Here is an 18443-nt window from a genome sequence, read left to right as displayed (position 1 = left end):
CACGCCCCGTTCACATCGGGCGAAATTCAGCCTAGCGTGGCGTTACACCGATGACGTTTTCGCAAGAAAGACCGCGCCACATGCCAGACACGCTCACCATCCGGCCCTTGCGATCCGAAGATTGGCCGGCGTGGCGACAGCTCTGGGCGGCCTATCTCGATTTCTACGAAACGACCCTGCCGGAGGCGCAGTTCGAGGCATCGTTCACCCGGTTGATCGCCGCAGATACGCATGACTTTCATGGGTTTATCGCGACATGGGGCGACGGCGCGGATGCGCCCGCCATTGGTTTGGCGCATTACCTGTGCCACCGTCACCTCTGGCGGCAGGAACCGGTCTGCTATCTTCAGGATCTGTTCGTGGCGCCGCAGGCCCGTGGCACCGGCACCGGTCGCGCGCTGATCGAGGCCGTCTATGCCGCAGCGGACGCCAGCGGCGCGCCGCGCGTCTATTGGCTGACCCAAGAAGACAATCACACCGCACGCAAGCTCTATGACCGGATTGGCCGGCTGTCGGGTTTCGTCAAATACGAGCGGACCTTCGCATGAGCCTGATCTCTCGCCTCTCGCCGGCCCTTCTGGCGGTGTCGCTTTTGTCGGCCTGTGCCGCGCCCGTGTCCGAGATGCCGGAGCGGCGCAGCGCGCCTGCAGCCGCCCTGCCGCCGATGAAGACCTTCGGCGCCCACCCCACGGTCCGGCCCCGCCGGTCCAATGCGGCACTGGCTGCGGACTTTATGGAGCTGTCGTTCCGCATGGAAAGCGGTCGCGAACTGCCGACATTCACCCGGTTCGAAGGGCCAGTCAGCGTGCGGGTGCTGGGCAATGCGGGCAATCTGAACGCTGATCTGTCGCAGCTTCTGGGGCGGCTCAGGCGCGAAGCGGGCATTTCGGTCACGCGGGTCGATGCCAACCAGCAGGCAAATGTCACGATCGAGGTGATCTCGCGCGCCGAGTTGCAGCGCTCAGTCCCGCAGGCGGCGTGTTTCGTCGTGCCACGGGTCAGCAGCTGGGCCGATTTCCGACGTGCGCGCCGGTCGCGTGCGGTGGATTGGACGACCCTGCGGCAGCGCGAGCAGGTCGCGATCTTCCTGCCCGGCGATGTCAGCCCGCAGGAGATCCGCGATTGCCTGCACGAGGAACTGGCGCAGGCCCTCGGCCCGCTCAATGACCTCTATCGCCTGCCCGACAGCGTGTTTAACGACGACAACTTCCACACCGTGCTGACCGGCTTCGATATGTTGATGCTGCGCGCGTATTACGACCCGTCGCTGCGGTCGGGCATGACCCCGCAGGAGGTCGCCACCCGTCTGCCCGCCATTCTGGACCGGATCAATCCGGCGGGGCGCGGCGGGCGCAGCGCAATGCCGGATGACACGCCGCGCGCATGGGTCGATGCGATTGAAACCGCGCTTGGCCCCCGAGGCAGCGATGCCAGTCGCCGGGCTGCCGCCCGCCGCGCCGTGGAGATCGCCGGAGCACGCGGCTGGCAGGACACGCGCCGGGGCTTCTCGCTCTATGCGCTGGGGCGGCTGTCGCTGTCAGAAAGCCCGGAGGCCGCTCTGGCGGCGTTCCTAGGTGCGGCGCAGGTCTATGGCAATTCCTACGACACCCGCATCCAAGCCGCCCATGTTAACATGCAGCTTGCGGCCTTTGCCCTGTCCAACGGTCAGCCGGAGGCCACGCTGGCCTTTGTCAACGACTCGCTTCAAGTGGTGATGGATTCCGAAAACGCGGCCTTGCTGGCCTCGCTTCTGATGCTGAAATCCGAAGCACTAGAGGATCTTGGCCGCCCGTCCGAGGCCCGCATGGTGCGGCTCGACAGTCTGGGATGGGCGCGCTATGGGTTCGGCCGCGATCAGGTCGTGCGGGCAAGGCAAAGCGAAATCGCCGCGCTGTCGCCGCGTCTGTTGCGGGAGCGCTGATCTAAGCCTCCGCAGCAGGGTCCGGTCGCGCGATAGCGCAATCAAGACGAAGAGGCCCCCATGATCGTAATCATCGCTACACTTTTCGGGGTGGCTCTGGGCGCATGGCGGGCCAAGACCCGTGGCGGCGGCGGCATGGACATGGCGCAATACGCCGCCGGACATGCGATTGCCTTTGCCCTGCTCGGGCTTTTCCTGACGATTATTCTGGAACGGATGCTGTAAGGGCGGCACGCCTGCGCCCACGGTATTTACGGCGCGACGAAGGTCACACCGTCCATGTTGCGGATCAGATCCACGTCGCGCTCGTAGTCATCCGTCAGCCGTGCGACGAGGTTTTCGTCCCAGCCTTTCAGATCGATCTCCATCTCGACCGCGCCGGGGCGCACGAATTTGTCGAGGAACGCAGAAATGATCCGCGTCCGCTGCGCCGCGTTGCGCACCGGATGGCTGGCAAGATACGACTCCAGCCGCTCCACCCCGCCCGGCTTCATCAGCCCCGACAGGATATCAAACCGCCCCTTCAGCGATGTGCCGTCGCCGACCAGTGCCAGCCGGTCAACCAGTTCGGGCCAAATCATCGGCGCATCTTCGTTGCACCAGACCGTCAGCGCAGCATTCGGCGCGCCTTCGCGCAGCGCGTTGATTACGTCGGACCAGCGCAGATCGTCGTAGTTCCCGGCCTTCAGCCATGCATTGAAATCGGCGTCATGGACCCGATCGGACAGCGCGGGCAACAGGGTGGCCGGGTTGCGCAACGAGATGAAGAATTCGATCTCGGCGTCAGGAAAGAGGTTGCGCAGCCAGCCCGCGCGCGCGCCCGCCATCGGGTAAAGCCGCCCGCCGGTGATCGCCCGCGCCGGTGCGCAAAAGAAATTCTCGTTGGAGAAGATCACTCGCTCGGTGCCATCCTCATCGGTGACCGCATCCAGCATCGTCGCCTGCATTTCCGCCGAGGCGGGACTGCCGCGCAGATTGATCAGCGCTTCGCGCAGGACCGGGCGGAACCGTGCCGGATCGGGCACGACGACACCCTCGCTGGCCAGCGACTCGGCGTTGCGACGCAGACTGCGCAAAAGCGCGTCCTCATCGGTGCAGTGCACCCCGAGATGATAGACGATTTCCATGTAAGTGCAGTCCCGGTCCGGGCCTCCCCGTTTGGGTGGATCGCAGATGTTGGTGCCACTTGCGCAGAGCAATGCGCCGATCTCAAGGCGATTTCTGGACAGGCGGTGAAACTTGGCTTACCCGGCTGGCATGACGAAGACCCCTGCCCCCGCCTCCACCCGGCCGCCCGCGCGGCCTGCCCTGCGCCTGCCCCGCCTTGATCCGTGGTCGCTGGGTGCGGCGCTGATCGCGGCCTTGGTTCTCGTGCCGATTCTGGCGGTCGTCTGGATGGGGTTCTTTCCGACCGAAAATATCTGGCCGCATCTGCTGGCCACCACCCTGCCGCGCTATTTCCGTACCACGGTGATCCTGATGCTGTCGGTGGGGCTGCTGGCAGGCGCGGTCGGCACCGGCGCGGCGTGGCTGGTGACGATGTATCGCTTTCCAGGGCGGCGCTGGCTGCAATGGGCGCTGTTTCTGCCGCTGGCGATCCCGGCCTATGTCGGCGCCTATGCGCTGGTCGATTTTCTGGAATATGCCGGCCCGGTGCAGCGGACGCTTCGGGCGGTGTTTGGCTGGCAATCGGCGCGTGACTACGCCTTCCCGGAGGTGCGCTCCCTCGGCGCGGCCATCGTGGTGCTGTCGGCGGCGCTTTACCCTTATGTCTACCTGCTGGCCCGCGCGGCCTTCCGCGAGCAATCGGGCGGCACCTATGAGGTCGCTCGCGCACTCGGCGCAGGCCCGTGGCGGCGGTTTTTCCGCGTGGGCCTGCCGCTGGCCCGGCCTGCCGTGGCCGCAGGCATGGCCGTCGCGATGATGGAAACGGTGAACGATTTCGGCACCGTCAATTATTTCGCGGTGCAAACCCTGACGACCGGCATTTTCACGGTGTGGCTGGAGCAATTCAACGCCGGTGGCGCGGCGCAGATCGCGCTTGTGATTCTGGGGCTGGTTCTGATGCTGGCGCTGCTGGAGCGCGCCGGAAGACGCGGCCTGCGGTTCCACCGGATTGCGCGCCAGACCCGCCCCGTGACGCCCGAGACGCTGCTTGGCGCGCGGGGCTGGCTGGCGACGGGGTTGTGCCTTGTGCCCTTCGTCATGGGCTTTGTCCTGCCCATCGGTGTCATCGGCTCCCATGCCGCCAGCAGTTCCGAGGGCTGGGCCGATCCCGGTCTGATCCGTGCCGCCATCAACACCGTGCTCACGGGGGGCATCGCCGCGCTCATCACTGTGGCTGCCGGGCTGTTCATGGTCTACGGCGTGCGCCTCTCGGGACGACAATTGCCGCGCCTTCTGTTGCCGGTGACGACGATCGGCTATGCGGCCCCCGGTGCCGTGCTGGCCGTTGGCGTCCTGATCCCCCTTGCCGCCGCCGATCATAAGCTCGCAGACGGCATTCTGGCGCTCACTGGCAGCGATCCGGGGCTGATCCTCACCGGCTCGGCTTTTGCGGTCGTCTATGCGTGGGGTGTGCGCTTCTTCGCCATCGCGCAAAGTGCCGCCGACGGCGCGATGGGCCGGGTGTCTCCGTCGCTGCCAATGGCGGCGCGCTCGCTGGGCCGGACCCGGCGCGGGGTGTTGTCATCGGTCTACTTGCCCCTGATCCGAGGCTCGGTCGGCACCGCGCTGCTGCTGGTCTTTGTCGACTGCGTCAAGGAACTACCCGCGACCCTGATCCTGCGGCCCTTTGGCTTCGATACTCTGGCCACCCGGACCTATGAGAAAGCCTCGTTGGAAAACCTGACCGATGCGGCACCAGCGGCGCTGATGGTGTCCGCTGTCGGGCTTGCCGCGGTCGTATTGCTGGCACGGACGCATCGCTAGTTGCATGCGCCGCGCAGGGGCGCTAAACGATGCCCCGTGCCGGTCTAGCTCAGCTGGTAGAGCGTCTGATTTGTAATCAGGGGGTCGGGGGTTCGAGTCCCTCGACCGGCACCACAGTTCCCAAAATCTCTAACGTTCTTAGTCGCTTCGAGCGGCTATCGCATCGCATGACATTCTCGCGCTCTTGTGACTAGACGACCGGTCTATTTCGTCCTATCTCCCCTCCCATGACAGAGCAGCCGACACTGACCAAAGCCGAACAGACCCGCGCCCGTATCCTTGCGTCGGGCCGCGCGCTTGTGCTTGCGCGCGGTTTTTCCGGGGTCGGGCTTAAGGACATCCTCATCGCGGCAGAGGTGCCGAAAGGCTCGTTTTACTACTACTTCCCGTCGAAGGAGGCGTTCGGCGCCGCAATGCTGACGGAGTATGTGGCCGAATACCTGGATGGGTTCGACCGTATCGCCGACACGCCCGCCCCGGCTGCGGAGCGCATGTTGGCCTTTTTCGAACGCGCCCCGGGTGGTCCGGCAGGCTCGATGGCGGAACGCTGCCTTGTGGTGAAGCTTGCCGCCGAAATCGCTGATCTGTCGGACGGGATGCGCCGCATCCTCGATGACGGTGTCGGGCAGTTCTGCACCCGGTTGGCGCGGCTGCTGGAGGACGGCGCCGCTGATGGCTCCCTCCTCCCCCAGCCCGATCCAACCGCCGCCGCCCGCCAGCTTTACGCACAATGGCTTGGTGCGGCGATCCTGACGAAACTGGCCCGCGATCCCGCTCCGCTGGACGAGGCCCTCACAGATACCCGCAGACGGTTTTGCCGCCTGCCCACCGCATAAGGACATTCCCATGAAAGCCGCCATTCATCACAGCTTCGGCGATCCCGCACAAATGTTGCACGCCGAAACCACCGCCACGCCTCAGCCCGGCGCAGGTCAGGTCCGCGTCCGCATGATGCTGTCGCCGATTCATAACCACGATCTGTGGACCGTGCGCGGCAATTACGGCTATAAGCCCGAGCTGCCTGCCATCGGCGGGAGCGAGGCGCTGGGTGTGGTCGAGGCCGTCGGCGAAGGCGTCGATGACGCGCTGGTCGGCACGCGGGTCGTTCAAGCCGGCGTTCGCGGCGCATGGGCGGAAAGCTTCCTCGCCGATGCCGCGACCCTGCTGCCCCTGCCCGATGCCATCGGGGACGAAGCTGGCGCGCAACTGATCGCCATGCCCTTTAGCGCATTGTCGCTGCTGGAGTTTCTGAATGTGTCTGAAGGCGATTGGGTTATCCAGACCGCGGCCAATGGCGCCGTCGGTCGGCTGTTCCATGACTTGGCGCGCAGCCGTGGCGTCCGCACCCTGAACCTCGTGCGGCGTGACGAGGCCGTGGCAGAACTGGAAGCGCAGGGGATGGAGCATGTGATCTCCACCGCCAACAGCGACTGGCAGGACCGTGCCCGCGCCGTGCTGGGCAAGGACGGAGCCCGCGCCGCCATCGATTCCGTAGGTGGGCCGATCGTGGCTGACCTTGCCGATCTGCTGGGTCTGAACGGCGAACTTGTCGTCTTTGGTACCGCAACCGGGGAGCCGCTGCAACTGCGCGCCAGCGCCATGATCACCAATCACCTGACCGTGCGCGGCTTCTGGGGATCGCGGATCATCGCGGACATGCCCGCCGCCGAGAAGACCCGCCTGATCACCGAATTGGTCACCCTTGCCGTGCAGGGCGCGCTGTATCTGCCTGCGGGCGGCATCTACCCGCTCGATCAGATCCAAGAGGCGGTCAACGCTTCGCTGACACCGGGCCGTCAGGGCAAAATCCTGCTGCGTCCGTAACCGCGTCACCACCGCCCGCCCTTTACGCCTGCGGTTAGGCCGCAGCAGACCGAGGTGGGCGGCGGCTAGGCGATGGCGCGGGGGGCTGGCTCTGCCGATGTGGCAGACGGCGCGCGCCCTTCGCTGCGATCAAAAAGCTCCTGCATGCGGATCGCCGTGATCGGGCTTTCCGCTCCGGTCACATCGGAGTGGTTCTCGACAACCGTCCAGATCCGCATGCCCGGCAATATCTTGCGCCAGAAGCTGCTTTCATTTTCGTGGATCGGCTTGCGCTCTTCCGAGCAGATCACATCCACCTCCCCCTCCAGTCGTTCGGGCCAGAAATGCCCCCATGCGATGTTGAGACGCGCCTTAGCACGCGGATTGCGACCGGGGCGAAACTCATCGGGGCGGTGATTGAACCAGTGTGCGGCAAATTTGCGTAGCCCATATTCCAGATCCACCAAACGGGATCGATACCGGCGCAACCTCGGATCGCGCAGATCCTCAAGGCTCCGCCCGCCGGTGAACCGCCCCGTCGGGAACCAGTAATGAATGCGGGACCGCAGGCGCGGAGACTTCCCCTTGAAGAACCGCTTGATGAGACGGGGCATGCCCGGATCGAGCAGGACCATATGATCGACGGGTCGGCCCTGTTTGGCCATTTGCCGCGCCATCTCCACCGCGATCACCGCGCCGTTGCAAAACGCGCCCAGATGGACACGCCCCGCGGGCCAGTCGCGGTTGATCTGTGCGATATAGGACGCGGCGATATCGGGAACATTGTCGGGGATGGGCCGGTCGCCGTTAAAGCCCGGAAGCTGGAACAGCTCTATCTTCTGGTCAGGCGCGAGCCCCTGAAAAAACGGCGGGCGGGGCATGGTGTAGCCTGACGACCCATGCACCATGAAAATCGGCGGACGTGCATCGGGCGCGACCTGCACCGGCGTTACCCCCGCACCCATAAACCCGGCCATCGCGGCGGGGGTCGGGTAGTCAAAAATCGACGAAATCCTGATTTCCCGACCGGCGATGGTGGACAGGCGCGTGGCGAGTTCTTCGGCCAGTAGCGAGTCCCCGCCCAGATCGAAAAAATCCTCCTCCAAGCCCACCTCGGCTTCGTTGAACACGTCAGCAAATGCGGCGCGGACGGCGTCTTCTGACGATGCGGTGGCGGGGGGCATCTGATCGCGAACGCTCATTGCACGACAAGCTCCTTGCGCAGGACTTTGCCATTGGCGTTGCGGGGCAAGGCATCCACGAACAAAAAGCGCCGAGGCCGCTTATCCGGCGAAAGAGTGGCCCGGCAATGCCGCACGAGCCTGTCTTCGGTCAGGCCGTCCCCCGCCACGAATGCCGCGATCTCCTGCCCTTCGCGTGCGGATGCAAACCCGATGGCCGCACATTCCCGCACCCCGTCGAGCGTCATGATCGCATGCTCGATCTCGCTTGGATAAACATTCGCGCCGCCGCGAATGATGAAGTCGCCGGAGCGGCCTCGGATCGACAGGAAGTTATCGGACACCGCCGCCAGATCGCCGGTATAGGCCCATCCGCCCTTAAGCTTGTCACCCTGCGCGCGCCCTTTGCCGCCGATGAGCGCGCTTGCCATCGCGGGCGAACGCACCCGCAGCAAGCCGATCTCACCCTCAGGGACCGTATTGTCCTGATCGTCCACCACCTCGACCCGGATGCCGCGCAGGATCCGGCCATCCGTGTCGGGACGGGCAAGAAGGTCATCGCCTTGCAGGATTGAACATGTGCCCGTGATCGAGCTTGAGAAACAAAGCAGAAAGGTGGGCGTCAGTAGCCTACGCGCGGCAAGTTTATCCTCGGTGCTCATATCCGCGCCACCGGCGTAAAGGCAGCGCAGGTTCGGCAGAACGGGCGCGCGCGCCCCCGCTGCGACCGCAAGCATATTGCGCACCATTGTCGGCACCGAGAAGGTATTCGTGACCCGGTCCGCCTGTAGCCGCTCGATGAATTCAGAGGCGTCCATGAGCGGCGGATACAGCCGCACCGTATTCCCGGCGAGCAGGTGACCAAAGGCATGATTGCGCACCGCCGAGAAGGACATGAGCCCGGCACAGGCAAAGGTCTGCCCGGTGCCGGCCGTCACCCTGCCATACTGGTTGGTGCGCAGGACGAATTGGACATGGCTGAGCGCAATCCCAATGGGACGCCCCGTGGTACCCGAGGTGAGCGATATGATCGCCAGCCCCGGATCAGCGGGTGCCTCGGGCGGCAGGTTTGACGCGGCGGCGATCTTCGCCCGCCATGCCTCATCACGCACACATTCCGTCACCCCCGACAACCCCATGCCACGGTCCGTCAACACGGTCGTCAGATCGAACTCCGCCACAAGCGTCGCCATTTCGACAGCAGGCATCCGGAAATCCAGCGGCACCACCGTGGCCCCGATCATCCAGAGCGCGACACTCTCGACCACGCAATCCGCGCCGCGCCGCGTGGTTATGCCCACGCGATCATGCGCCCGCACGCCGAGATCCAGCAGCACCCGCGCCGTTTGCGCCGCCTGATCGCCAATATCGCGGAAGGTAAGACTGCGACCGTCGGCCACCAGCGCAGATGTGTCGCCAAGCTGGGACGCGTGTGCGAGAAAAATATCGGCGACGGTCATCATAAGCGTCCGAACTCCTTACCTACCGTGAGCGTTATCATTGTAACCTTACCAGGGGTCACCTACAGTCACAGGGATGTGAACAGCAAGGCAAGGTAAGCGCATGTCCCTCACAAAAATACTGGCGGCTGTGGTCGTTTTCACCTCATCCACCGCTGCGGTTGCCGAGCCAATCAGCATTGCAACTGCAAGGCAGGGCTCCTCCACCCATAATTTGGGATTGGCCGTCAGCACGGTTGCGGCAGAGATCTCTGATCTCGATATCCGTCCGTTGCCCTTCCAATCGACGTCGCAAGCTTTGCCGATGGTCGACAGCAACGAAATCGGCCTCGGGCTTGAAAATGCCTATGCACTTCTGGAGGCCTCGTCGGGCGCTGGCACCTTTGAGAACTTTCAGCAGAAAAACCTGCGGCTTGTCGCGCGGCTCTTGCCGTTGCGGATGACCGTGGGCGTGCGCGCCGACTCTGACATTCAGTCCGTCGCTGACCTGAAAGGCATGCGCCTTCCCGCTGGGTTCGGCACGACTGTTACTGGGGAATTGCTGATCTCCACCCTATTGGCAACGGGCGGGTTGGATTACGACGATGTGGAGCAGGTTCCGGTCGCGAACTTCAGCGCGATGGCAGATGCCTTCATCGCCGGGGACATTGACGCATATATCTTCGTCGTGGGTTCGCCGCGCGATGCCAACGTGTCGGTTCAGGTCGGTGGACTCCGCGCAATCGACCTTAACGACAGCCCAGAAACCCTTGCGAACGTGAAAGAAATTCTGCCCGTGGCGAGCCTCTATGAACTGGAGCCCGCCGAGAACCTGATGGATATCGACGATGTCACCACCATCCTGCAATATGATTACTTCGTCTACACCAACGACGCCCGCCCGGACGCCGATGTGACCGCACTTCTAACGGCGTTGCAGGGCGGCAAGGCCCAGATGGAAGAGATGGTGGCAAGCCTGAGCTGGTTCTTGCCGGAAAACATGTATGCCGACGTGCCGATGCCCTACCACCCTGCCGCAATCGCCTTTTTCGAGGCTCAGGGAATTGAGCAACGGTGACACGCCTAAGCGAGGCCGGTCGCGTCCTAGCGGGGGCGACCGGCGTTCTTTTGCTGCTCGTGCCGGTTCTGTGGCATCTCGATCCGTGGCGCATGCTGTCCTCTTCGGCGAATATGGAGCAATTCGCCACGACAGAACTCACGCTGGCCTTGGTCTATGTGTTTTTGTCCCGGCTGCGCCCCGAAGGCGGCACCGTCTGGACCGTCACGCTGGTGCTTGCGGCGGCTGTAACCGCCTTCGTCGGGGTCATGATGGTGCGCCATTACGGAAGCGCCACGGCACATTTCATCCTCCCCACCCCGCGCAATATAGCTTTGGCACTGGCGCTTGCCGGGCTGACCCTGACCGCTTGCTGGGCGGCGAGCGGCGCGCATTTCGGCATCCTTGTCGGTGGGTTTCTGGTGCTTGGCTATGCCATGCAATTTGCAGGCGGATCGCTGGCCTCGCCGCCGATCTCGCTTGAACGCTACGCGCTTTACCTCACCTTTGGCGGCGAAGGGTTTCTGGGCAACGCCCTGCGGGTCATTTCGGACGTTGTCGTTGTCTATATTGGCTTTGGCGTCGTCGTGAACCTGATCGGCGCCACCCGCGTCATCGAAACCATCGCCATACTCGCCACCCGCCGCAGCCGTGGCGCCGCGATCAAGGTCGCGGTGCTCTCCTCGGCCTTGTTCGGCACGATAAGCGGCAGCGCCACCTCCAATGTGATGACATCGGGCACGTTCTCCATCGCGAGCATGCGCAAGCTGGGGCTGAGCGGCGCCCAAGCCGGCGGGGTCGAGGCCGTCGCCTCGACGCTTGGGCAGGTCATCCCCCCGATCATGGGCGCGGCGGCCTTTCTCATGGCGGACTTTACCGGCCTGCCCTATCTAACCATCGCGGGCGCGGCGCTGCTTCCCGCTCTTCTCAGCGTCATGGTGCTGTTTCTCTGCGCGGACCGGATGGCTGCGGGCGTTGCCGCGACCCCCGGCGGGGCCATCGAAACGCCGCCGAAACTAGTCCGCAGGGATCTGTTCTATCTGCTGCCCATCATCGGGGTCTTCGTGACCCTTCTCCTCCGCTCCGACAACGTGGCACTGGCGGGGGTGTCGGGCATGGGATTGGGGATCGTCGCGGGCGTGCTGCGCAATGGCGTGGCCCAGACGCTGCAGCAGTTCCGCGCCCTGCCCGCCCGCGCCGGACGCGCGATCGGCAACCTTGTCGTCACCGCATCCGCGCTCGGCTGCATCATGGCGGTGCTGTCGATCACCGGGGTCGATGTGCTGCTATCGATGAAGATCGGCCAGCTGGGCGAGACGAGCCTGTTTCTGTCGCTGCTTCTGTCGGGTCTTGCGGCGATCATCCTCGGCACTGGGATGGCCACCAGCGGCGTCTATATCGTCGTGGCGATTATGCTGGCACCGGGGCTTGTCAAACTTGGCATTCCGGTTCTTTCCGCGCATATGTTCGTCTTTTATTTCAGCGTGATATCCATGATAACGCCGCCCGTCGCATTCGCCGTTCTCGCGGCCAGCGGGTTGACTGGCGCGGGCTTTTACCGCACCGCATTCGCCGCGCTGCGCTTTGGCTGGATCCTTTTCCTGATCCCGTTTCTGATCGTGTATTTCCCCGGTCTGCTGCTGATCGGGACGGCCCAAGCAATCATCAGCGATATCGCCACGGTCTTGGCCAGCGGCGCGGCGCTTTGGCTCGCCGCCAGAGCCGCGTCCGCAGCGGTCCGCGCAGCCCGTCGACATGCCCTGTCAAAGCCCTGACGCCGCGCGCAGCAGGCGGCCTGATCTGTCAGACTGTGCCACCTATCCGCCGGTCGGGCCGGGCGGCGCATTCGGCGAAAACGCGGGCGTCACAATAGGCGCAGGTGTCGGGGGCGATGTTGTCGACCGTGGCTGAAATCGCGGCGCCCTTGTTACGGAATAACCGATCCTCGCCGAGGATCACGGCAAGCCCCAGCCGACGCAGCCGTTCGGCCAGTGGCGGATAATGGCAGACGACGAACAGATCGCCCCCTGCCGCGCGTCGGCGTCCCGCCTCGATTTCCAGAAGCTCGACCCCGGCCAGATCCACCTCCCCGACCCCATGCAGGATCAGGATCAGGTTGATCTGCTCGGGACGCTGCCGGGCCAGACTGCGCAGCCGCGCGTTGATCGTATCGACCGACCCAAAGAAAAGCGGCCCATCAAGGCGCAGGATCAGCGTCGCGGGGCATTCCGGCAGATCGAAAAGCTCGGCGTTGCGGATGGTGCGGTGATCGCCCGACGCATCCGGCGCACCGACGGCCAGCACCGGATTGGCGCTGCGGTTGAGAAACACGGCGAGCGACGCCAGCACACCGACATAGATCGCCAATTCAAGGTTCGCAGCCAGACCCACGGCAAAGGTCAGCGCGGCGATGGCGGTTTCGGTGCGGCTGGTCCGGGCCAGATGCCGGATTTCGGCCAGATCGATCAGCTTATAGGCGACGTAAAGGATCAGCCCGGCGATGGCGGCAATCGGGACGAGCCCGACATAGGACCGAAACAGCGCGACCATCACGACAAGAAACAGCGCCGCAGAAATCGCCGCCATCGGCGATGTGGCACCCGATTCCAGATTGACCCCGGAGCGGGTGAAAGAGCCCGACGCGGGGTAGCACTGAAACAGCGAGCCGGTGACATTCGACAATCCCTGCCCCAGCACTTCGCGGTTGGCGTCGAAGTCCGTGCGGGTCTTATGCGCCATGCTGCGCCCGATCGCGATGGCTTCGAGCAGGCCGATCAGCGCGATGGCAAAGGCGCTTTCCAGCATCTCGGTCCAGCTGCCAATCCCCAAGGAAGGCCACGCGAACACGGGATAGGCGGAGGGCAGCGCCCCGACGAACGCCATCCCCTCGGCCGCCTCGCCAAAAGGCATCACCACCAGCGTTCCGGCAACGATAGCGATCAGAAAGCCGGGCCAGCGTGGCAGATAACGGCGAAACAGAACCACCGTCACCAATGTCACAGCCGCGGAAAGCACAGCAATCGGGTTGGTGGTGGAAAGGTTCGCCCCCACCGCCATCAGCCGGTCAATGATGCCATAGGCCGATGTGCTCGCCAGCCCCAACGCCGGGCCAAGCTGGCTGACCGCGATCAGGATCGCCGCCGCCCCGGTAAAACCGATCATCACCGAATGGGACACGAACCCGGCCAGACGCCCGGCGCGCGCCAGCGCGAGACACAGCTGAATCACCCCGGCCATCAGCGCCAGCAGGATCGCCCCCGAAACGAATTCGGGCGAGCCGGGCTCCATCTCCCCCACCAGCGCGCTGAACACGACCGCCGAAATCGCGGTCGTCGGCCCTGACACCATGACAAGGGACGAGCCAAAGAGCGCGGCGATCACCGGCGGCACCATCGCGGTGAACAAGCCATATTCCGGGGGCAGCCCGGCTATAGCGGCAAAGGCCACGGCCTGCGGCAGAACAATCGCCGCGCCGGTCAACCCGGCGAGGATATCGGCGCGCAAACGTGCGCCTGTCATCTGGTGCAGCCAGTCGAAATTCACCACTTGCGGCAGGCGCAGCTTGCGGCTGCCTCCTGCCGGGTGGCGCGGCCTCAGCCCCATTTGCCGATCATGATGCCTGAATCGGATTCATCCCGGCGCAGGGCGATGACCTCCTCATCCGTCATCGTCACGCGATTGCGGCGGCCCGTCAGCCGATCCATCAACCGGTCGCTCATATCTCGGCGCACCGCCTCGTAATCCGGATGACGGCCCAGATCGGTGAACTCGTCGGGATCGTTCAGCAGATCGAAAAGCTGCGGCGGGAATTTACGGAAATAGACGTATTTCCATCGATCGGTGCGGATCATGTAGCCGCGCGCATCCTTCACATCGATGCCCAGCGTTTCGCGCGCCGCGTAGAAGGCATAGTCGATCTCGGAGAACACCGCGTCGCGCCAATCCTGCGGCGCTTCCCCGCGCAGCAGCGGCATGAGCGAGCGACCTTCGAGCCGATGATCGACCGGCGGCGCGCCGGTCGCTTCCAGAAACGTCGGTACCAGATCGATGGCCTCGACCAGCGCGTCGCAGGCTGTGCCCCGGGTCGCGTCGGCCTCCGGGCGGGGGTCGAACACGATCAGCGGCACGCGCACGGACTGCTCGTGGAACAGTTCCTTTTCGCCCATCCAGTGATCGCCCATGTAATCGCCGTGATCGGAGGTCAGCACGATCATGGTCTCGCGGTCGCGGCCGGTTTCTTCCAGCCACGCGAAAAGCCGCCCCAGATGGTCGTCGATCTGCTTGATGAGGCCCATATAGGCTGGCAGAACCGTCTCCCGCGTGCCGTCCGCAGAGAAAACGCGACCCACTTCCATATTCATGAACGCCGCCTGCACCGGGTGCGTATCCTGCCGCTCCTCCTCGCTGCGTTTGACGGGGAGGAAGCTCTCGGGCCCATACATGTCATGATAGGGGGCGGGCGCGATATAGGGCCAGTGCGGCTTGATATAGCTCAGATGGCAGAGCCACGGCGTGTCGCCGCTCTCTTCGATGAACTCCCGCGCCCGCATGGTCATATAGGCGGTTTCGGAATGCTCCTCCTTGACCCGCGCCATCAGGTTGGAATGCTTCAGCAGCCAGCCTGACAGAATTTCGCCATCCGGCCCTTCGGCGGCGTTGGCATAGTCATTCCACGGGTTTTCCCCATCATAGCCCTGCGCGCGCAACCAATCGTTATAGGCGAGGCTCCCCCCCTTTCTGCGCAGCAGCGGGTTCGGGTGCAGACCGTCGTCGCGCTCATAGGGGTCAAACCCCGGCTGCCCGATCCGCAACCCCAATTCGGAGGTGCTGTCGAGCCCCAGACGGGTCATGCCTTCGCGGTCGGGCACCATGTGGGTCTTGCCCACCACCGCCGTGCGCACGCCAAGGGGCCGCAGGTAATCGCCCAGCGTCAGTTCCCCCACGGGCAGCGGCACCCGGTTCCATGTGGCGCCGTGGCTGAACACCGTGCGTCCGGTGTAGCACGATGCCCGCGACGGCCCACAGACCGGCGATTGCACATAGGCCCGGTCGAACCGCACCCCCCGCGCCGCCAGCCGGTCGATATGCGGCGTGTGCAGATGCGGGTGACCGTAGCAGCTCAGGTAATCCCAGCGCAGCTGATCGGCCATGATGAAGAGGATGTTCTTGATTGCAGTCACGGGTGTTTACCTCATCAGGCCGGGTAGGAAAGTAGCGATCTGTGGCACCAGCAGCACCAGAATGAGGCCGGTGACCAACGCGATGATATAGGGGGTCACCCCTCGGAAGATCGCGCCCAGCTTCACATCGGGCAGCACCGATTTGACCACAAACACGTTCATTCCGATGGGCGGCGTAATCAGCCCGATCTCGGACACCAGCACGACAAGGATGCCAAACCAGATCATGTCGATTCCGCTCAGTTGCAGCGCCGGCAGGAAAACCGGAACGAGCAGGACAAGGATACCGATGGCCTCGAACACCATGCCCATCAGAATGGCGATCACGCAGACGAAGATCACCAACTGGAAGGGTGTCAATTCATGGTGGTCGACGAAGTCGAGCAGATCATAGGGCATGCCCGACAGGTTGATGAACTGCGAGAATACGATCGCCCCCAGCAGCACGATAAAGATCGTCGCGGTGGTCACCGTGGCGTCCGCCAGACAGGTGCGCCATTCGCCGATGCTGCGCAGATTGCCGCGCATGACCGCGATCACCGCCGCGCCGAACGCCCCGATGCCAGAGGCCTCGGTGGCGGTGAACGCGCCCGAATAGATACCGCCCAGCACGACGATAAACAGGATCAGCACGGGCAATGTGCCGCGGATGGCTTCTTTCTTGCGGGCGGGTTCCAGCGGCGGGGCATCCGGCGCGGCCAGCGGATCGCGCCGCACCACGATGCCCACGCAGATCATGAACAGCGTAATCAGCAGCAGCCCCGGCAGGATCCCCGCGATGAACAGCAGGCCGATATCCTGCTCGGCGATCAGGCCGTAGATGACCAGTGGCACGGACGGCGGGATCATGATCCCCAGCGTGCCGCCCGCAGCGATGGTCCCCGCCGCCAGCCGGTCTGAATATTTGTAGTTCCGCATCGGCGGCATCGCCACCTTGGACATCGTGGCCGCGGTGGCCAGCGTCGAGCCGCAGACGGCGGAAAACCCGCCCGCTGCCAGCACGGTCGCCAGCGCGAGCCCGCCGCGGAACCGGCCAAGCGCCGCATAGGCCGCATCATACAGATCCTTGCTGATCTGGGCATGCACGATGAACACCCCCATCAGGATGAACAGCGGAATGACCGACAGGTTGTAATTCATGCTGTCGTGGAAAACCTGCTGGCCCACCATCGCAAAGGAGGCTTCCCAGCCCCGCAGCATGGCAAAGCCGACGAACCCCACGATCAGGGTGGCAAAGCCCACCCGAAACCCAAGGAAACACAGGCCAAGCAGAACGGCGAACCCGATTAGGGCTATAGCCATCACATATCCTCCAGATGATGAGCGGACGGTTCGGGATTGCGGGTCACAAGTCCGAGGATCTGGCTGACGATGCTCAAGGCTCCGAGCGCCGTGACCATGCCCATGATCCATGCCAGCGGCCATTCCAGAACAACGGTGCGCGCGTCGAGATGCGCGGCCTCGACCGCCTGCTCGTAGAGAACGAACACGATCAACGCCATGGCGAGGATCGAGAAGCCCTGCACGATGATATCGTAGATCCGGGGGTTCAGCGCCCGCACATAACCGTCGACCAGTTCGACGACGATGTGCTTGTCCCGCGCATTCGCGACACCCAGCCCGATGAAGATGAGCAGCGCCAGCATGGAGCTGATCATCTCCGTCGCGCCAAAGACCGGCTCGCCCAAAGCGTAGCGGCCGACCACATCGATAAAGGTCAGCAGCATCATGGCCGCGAGCACAATGCTTGCAAGGATCTCAAGTAATCCGGTGATTGTTGTTAGTAATTTGCGTGCCATGATGCTGCCCTCCGGGCGTAGTCTCAGTTCGTCGTCGCGGTAAGTTGGCTCTGGTAGAAATCAAGCGCGCCCTGTGCGTCGATCCCGGCCTCTTCTGCCGAGGCAATCCATGCTTCGGTCAGAAAGCTGGACGCGTCCTTCAGCGCCGCTTCAAAGTCCGGATCGGCGTCGATCACGGTCAGCCCCGCATCGGCATATGCGGCCTCTGCCGCCGCATTTTCCGCGTCCCAGCCCGCACCGAATTTCTCGGCCAGCGCCGCGCCGCTGACGCTCATGATCGCGTCCTGATCCTCGGGGGAGATTTCGGCCCATTTGTCTTGATTGATGAACACCGAGAAGGACGAGGTGTAGATCGCGCCTTGGAAGCGGGTGTTCGTCTTGGTGTAGGCCATCACCTGATAGGCCTGAAGTGCCTGCGCATCGAGCCCGATATGGCTGTCCACGACCCCGCGCGAGATGATCTCGTTCGACGCCGCCGCCGGGGTGGAGACAACCCCCGCGCCCAGTTTCTTGACCACGGCAGTGAGCGGTCCGGGGAGGGTCCAGATCTTGCGCGAGGCCAGTTCCTCGATCGAATTGATCGGGGTGTCGGTCTGGCTGTAGAGCTGCCCGGGCGAGATCACGAATTGCGACAACAGGTGCACGGTGTCGAATTCGTCGGGGAAATACTTGCGGTTGGTTTCCCACAGCGCCCGGCTCATCGCTGCCGCGTCATTCGATCCGGTAAAGGGCAGCATCGCCACCGCCGGGCCCGTGACACGGTTCTGGATCAGGCCGTTGAACTGAACCGCCGCATCGGCGATCCCCTTTTCCACCGCGGCAAGCTGTTCGGGCGGGGCCGCGACGGATTTCGGCGGCAGCAGGCCAGTGACACGTCCTTCGGTGACGCGCTCGATTTCGTCGATCCACGCCGGCAGCACATCGGCGCAGACGAAATGGCTCGACGGCCAGAAGCAGTTCACCAGAATTCGGGTTTTCGCCTGCGCGCCGGTCGCGCTGACGGCAAGCGCGAGCGCTGCCAAGAGTGCCTTGTTGGTCATGTTGGGTCCTCCATGTTGCGACTGCCTCCTCCAGCAGTCTTGTTGGTCTTGGGGTCGGCGGGCAACCCGCGCCGCCCGCCGCACGTTGCTAT

The 18443-nt window shown here is 64.1% G+C and carries 16 protein-coding genes and 1 tRNA gene; 9 read left to right on the top strand and 8 right to left on the bottom strand.

The features are described from left to right. Nucleotides 1-80 precede the first annotated feature (80 nt). Genes CBW24_RS08335 through CBW24_RS18510 form a run of 3 tightly spaced genes read left to right on the top strand, consistent with a single transcriptional unit; the run spans nucleotide 81 to nucleotide 2146 of the window. Nucleotides 81-548 (top strand): GNAT family N-acetyltransferase, encoded by a 468-nt coding sequence (locus CBW24_RS08335; protein ID WP_097373290.1) that lies wholly within the window; start codon nucleotides 81-83, stop codon nucleotides 546-548. Further along, a complete protein-coding gene (locus tag CBW24_RS08330) occupies nucleotides 545-1921 on the top strand; it encodes a DUF2927 domain-containing protein (RefSeq protein ID WP_097373289.1) in 1377 nt (458 codons plus the stop codon). The genes CBW24_RS08335 and CBW24_RS08330 overlap by 4 nt, the downstream gene beginning before the upstream one ends. A 60-nt stretch (nucleotides 1922-1981) precedes the next feature. Next, nucleotides 1982-2146, top strand: coding sequence for a hypothetical protein (locus CBW24_RS18510; protein ID WP_198405151.1), 165 nt, complete (start codon nucleotides 1982-1984; stop codon nucleotides 2144-2146). A 26-nt stretch (nucleotides 2147-2172) separates the two neighbouring features. On the opposite strand, the gene CBW24_RS08325 is transcribed toward CBW24_RS18510, so the two are convergent. Beyond that, complete coding sequence (locus CBW24_RS08325; protein WP_097373288.1) at nucleotides 2173-3048, bottom strand: hypothetical protein; 876 nt, start codon at nucleotides 3046-3048, stop codon at nucleotides 2173-2175. Nucleotides 3049-3178: 130 nt separating this feature from the next. On the opposite strand from CBW24_RS08325, the gene CBW24_RS08320 reads away from it, so the two are divergent. The 4 genes from CBW24_RS08320 to CBW24_RS08305 all read left to right on the top strand — a co-directional run bounded on the left by CBW24_RS08320 (nucleotide 3179) and on the right by CBW24_RS08305 (nucleotide 6676). After that, complete coding sequence (locus CBW24_RS08320) at nucleotides 3179-4852, top strand: ABC transporter permease (RefSeq protein WP_097373287.1); 1674 nt, start codon at nucleotides 3179-3181, stop codon at nucleotides 4850-4852. A gap of 38 nt (nucleotides 4853-4890) precedes the next feature. Beyond that, nucleotides 4891-4966: transfer RNA gene (locus CBW24_RS08315), tRNA-Thr, on the top strand. A gap of 113 nt (nucleotides 4967-5079) precedes the next feature. Then, nucleotides 5080-5688, top strand: coding sequence for a TetR/AcrR family transcriptional regulator (locus CBW24_RS08310; protein WP_097373286.1), 609 nt, complete (start codon nucleotides 5080-5082; stop codon nucleotides 5686-5688). A gap of 10 nt (nucleotides 5689-5698) precedes the next feature. Beyond that, nucleotides 5699-6676, top strand: a complete 978-nt coding sequence (locus tag CBW24_RS08305; RefSeq protein WP_097373285.1) for a zinc-binding dehydrogenase — start codon at nucleotides 5699-5701, stop codon at nucleotides 6674-6676. Nucleotides 6677-6741: 65 nt separating this feature from the next. Here the strand turns inward: CBW24_RS08305 and CBW24_RS08300 are convergent, their stop codons facing one another. Then, complete coding sequence (locus CBW24_RS08300; RefSeq protein ID WP_097373284.1) at nucleotides 6742-7857, bottom strand: thioesterase domain-containing protein; 1116 nt, start codon at nucleotides 7855-7857, stop codon at nucleotides 6742-6744. Then, the gene (locus CBW24_RS08295; RefSeq protein ID WP_097373283.1) at nucleotides 7854-9299 is read right to left on the bottom strand and encodes a class I adenylate-forming enzyme family protein; all 1446 of its coding nucleotides are present in this window, start codon (nucleotides 9297-9299) and stop codon (nucleotides 7854-7856) included. The genes CBW24_RS08300 and CBW24_RS08295 overlap by 4 nt, the downstream gene beginning before the upstream one ends. A 100-nt stretch (nucleotides 9300-9399) precedes the next feature. Here CBW24_RS08295 and CBW24_RS08290 point away from each other — a divergent pair, with 100 nt between their 5' ends. Then, nucleotides 9400-10353 (top strand): TAXI family TRAP transporter solute-binding subunit, encoded by a 954-nt coding sequence (locus tag CBW24_RS08290; protein WP_097373282.1) that lies wholly within the window; start codon nucleotides 9400-9402, stop codon nucleotides 10351-10353. Continuing rightward, on the top strand, nucleotides 10350-12107 hold the full coding sequence (locus CBW24_RS08285) for a TRAP transporter permease (protein WP_157773150.1): 1758 nt from the start codon (nucleotides 10350-10352) through the stop codon (nucleotides 12105-12107). The genes CBW24_RS08290 and CBW24_RS08285 overlap by 4 nt, the downstream gene beginning before the upstream one ends. Before the next feature lie 28 nt (nucleotides 12108-12135). On the opposite strand, the gene CBW24_RS08280 is transcribed toward CBW24_RS08285, so the two are convergent. From CBW24_RS08280 to CBW24_RS08260, 5 genes are read right to left on the bottom strand one after another with little or no spacing between them, the layout of a single operon-like run. Further along, the gene (locus tag CBW24_RS08280) at nucleotides 12136-13935 is read right to left on the bottom strand and encodes a SulP family inorganic anion transporter (RefSeq protein WP_097373280.1); all 1800 of its coding nucleotides are present in this window, start codon (nucleotides 13933-13935) and stop codon (nucleotides 12136-12138) included. Beyond that, a complete protein-coding gene (locus CBW24_RS08275) occupies nucleotides 13926-15512 on the bottom strand; it encodes an alkaline phosphatase family protein (protein ID WP_097373279.1) in 1587 nt (528 codons plus the stop codon). The genes CBW24_RS08280 and CBW24_RS08275 overlap by 10 nt, the downstream gene beginning before the upstream one ends. Before the next feature lie 6 nt (nucleotides 15513-15518). Then, the gene (locus CBW24_RS08270; RefSeq protein ID WP_088663880.1) at nucleotides 15519-16814 is read right to left on the bottom strand and encodes a TRAP transporter large permease; all 1296 of its coding nucleotides are present in this window, start codon (nucleotides 16812-16814) and stop codon (nucleotides 15519-15521) included. Continuing rightward, entirely contained in the window at nucleotides 16814-17311 is a 498-nt protein-coding gene (locus tag CBW24_RS08265; protein WP_097373278.1) for a TRAP transporter small permease, read from the bottom strand. The genes CBW24_RS08270 and CBW24_RS08265 overlap by 1 nt, the downstream gene beginning before the upstream one ends. 23 nt (nucleotides 17312-17334) lie before the next feature. Continuing rightward, the gene (locus tag CBW24_RS08260; RefSeq protein WP_088663882.1) at nucleotides 17335-18351 is read right to left on the bottom strand and encodes a type 2 periplasmic-binding domain-containing protein; all 1017 of its coding nucleotides are present in this window, start codon (nucleotides 18349-18351) and stop codon (nucleotides 17335-17337) included. Between the last annotated feature and the right edge of the window lie 92 nt (nucleotides 18352-18443).

The sequence above is a fragment of the Pacificitalea manganoxidans genome (assembly GCF_002504165.1).
GTDB lineage: Bacteria > Pseudomonadota > Alphaproteobacteria > Rhodobacterales > Rhodobacteraceae > Pacificitalea > Pacificitalea manganoxidans.
This window is presented reverse-complemented; position numbering and strand designations above follow the sequence as displayed.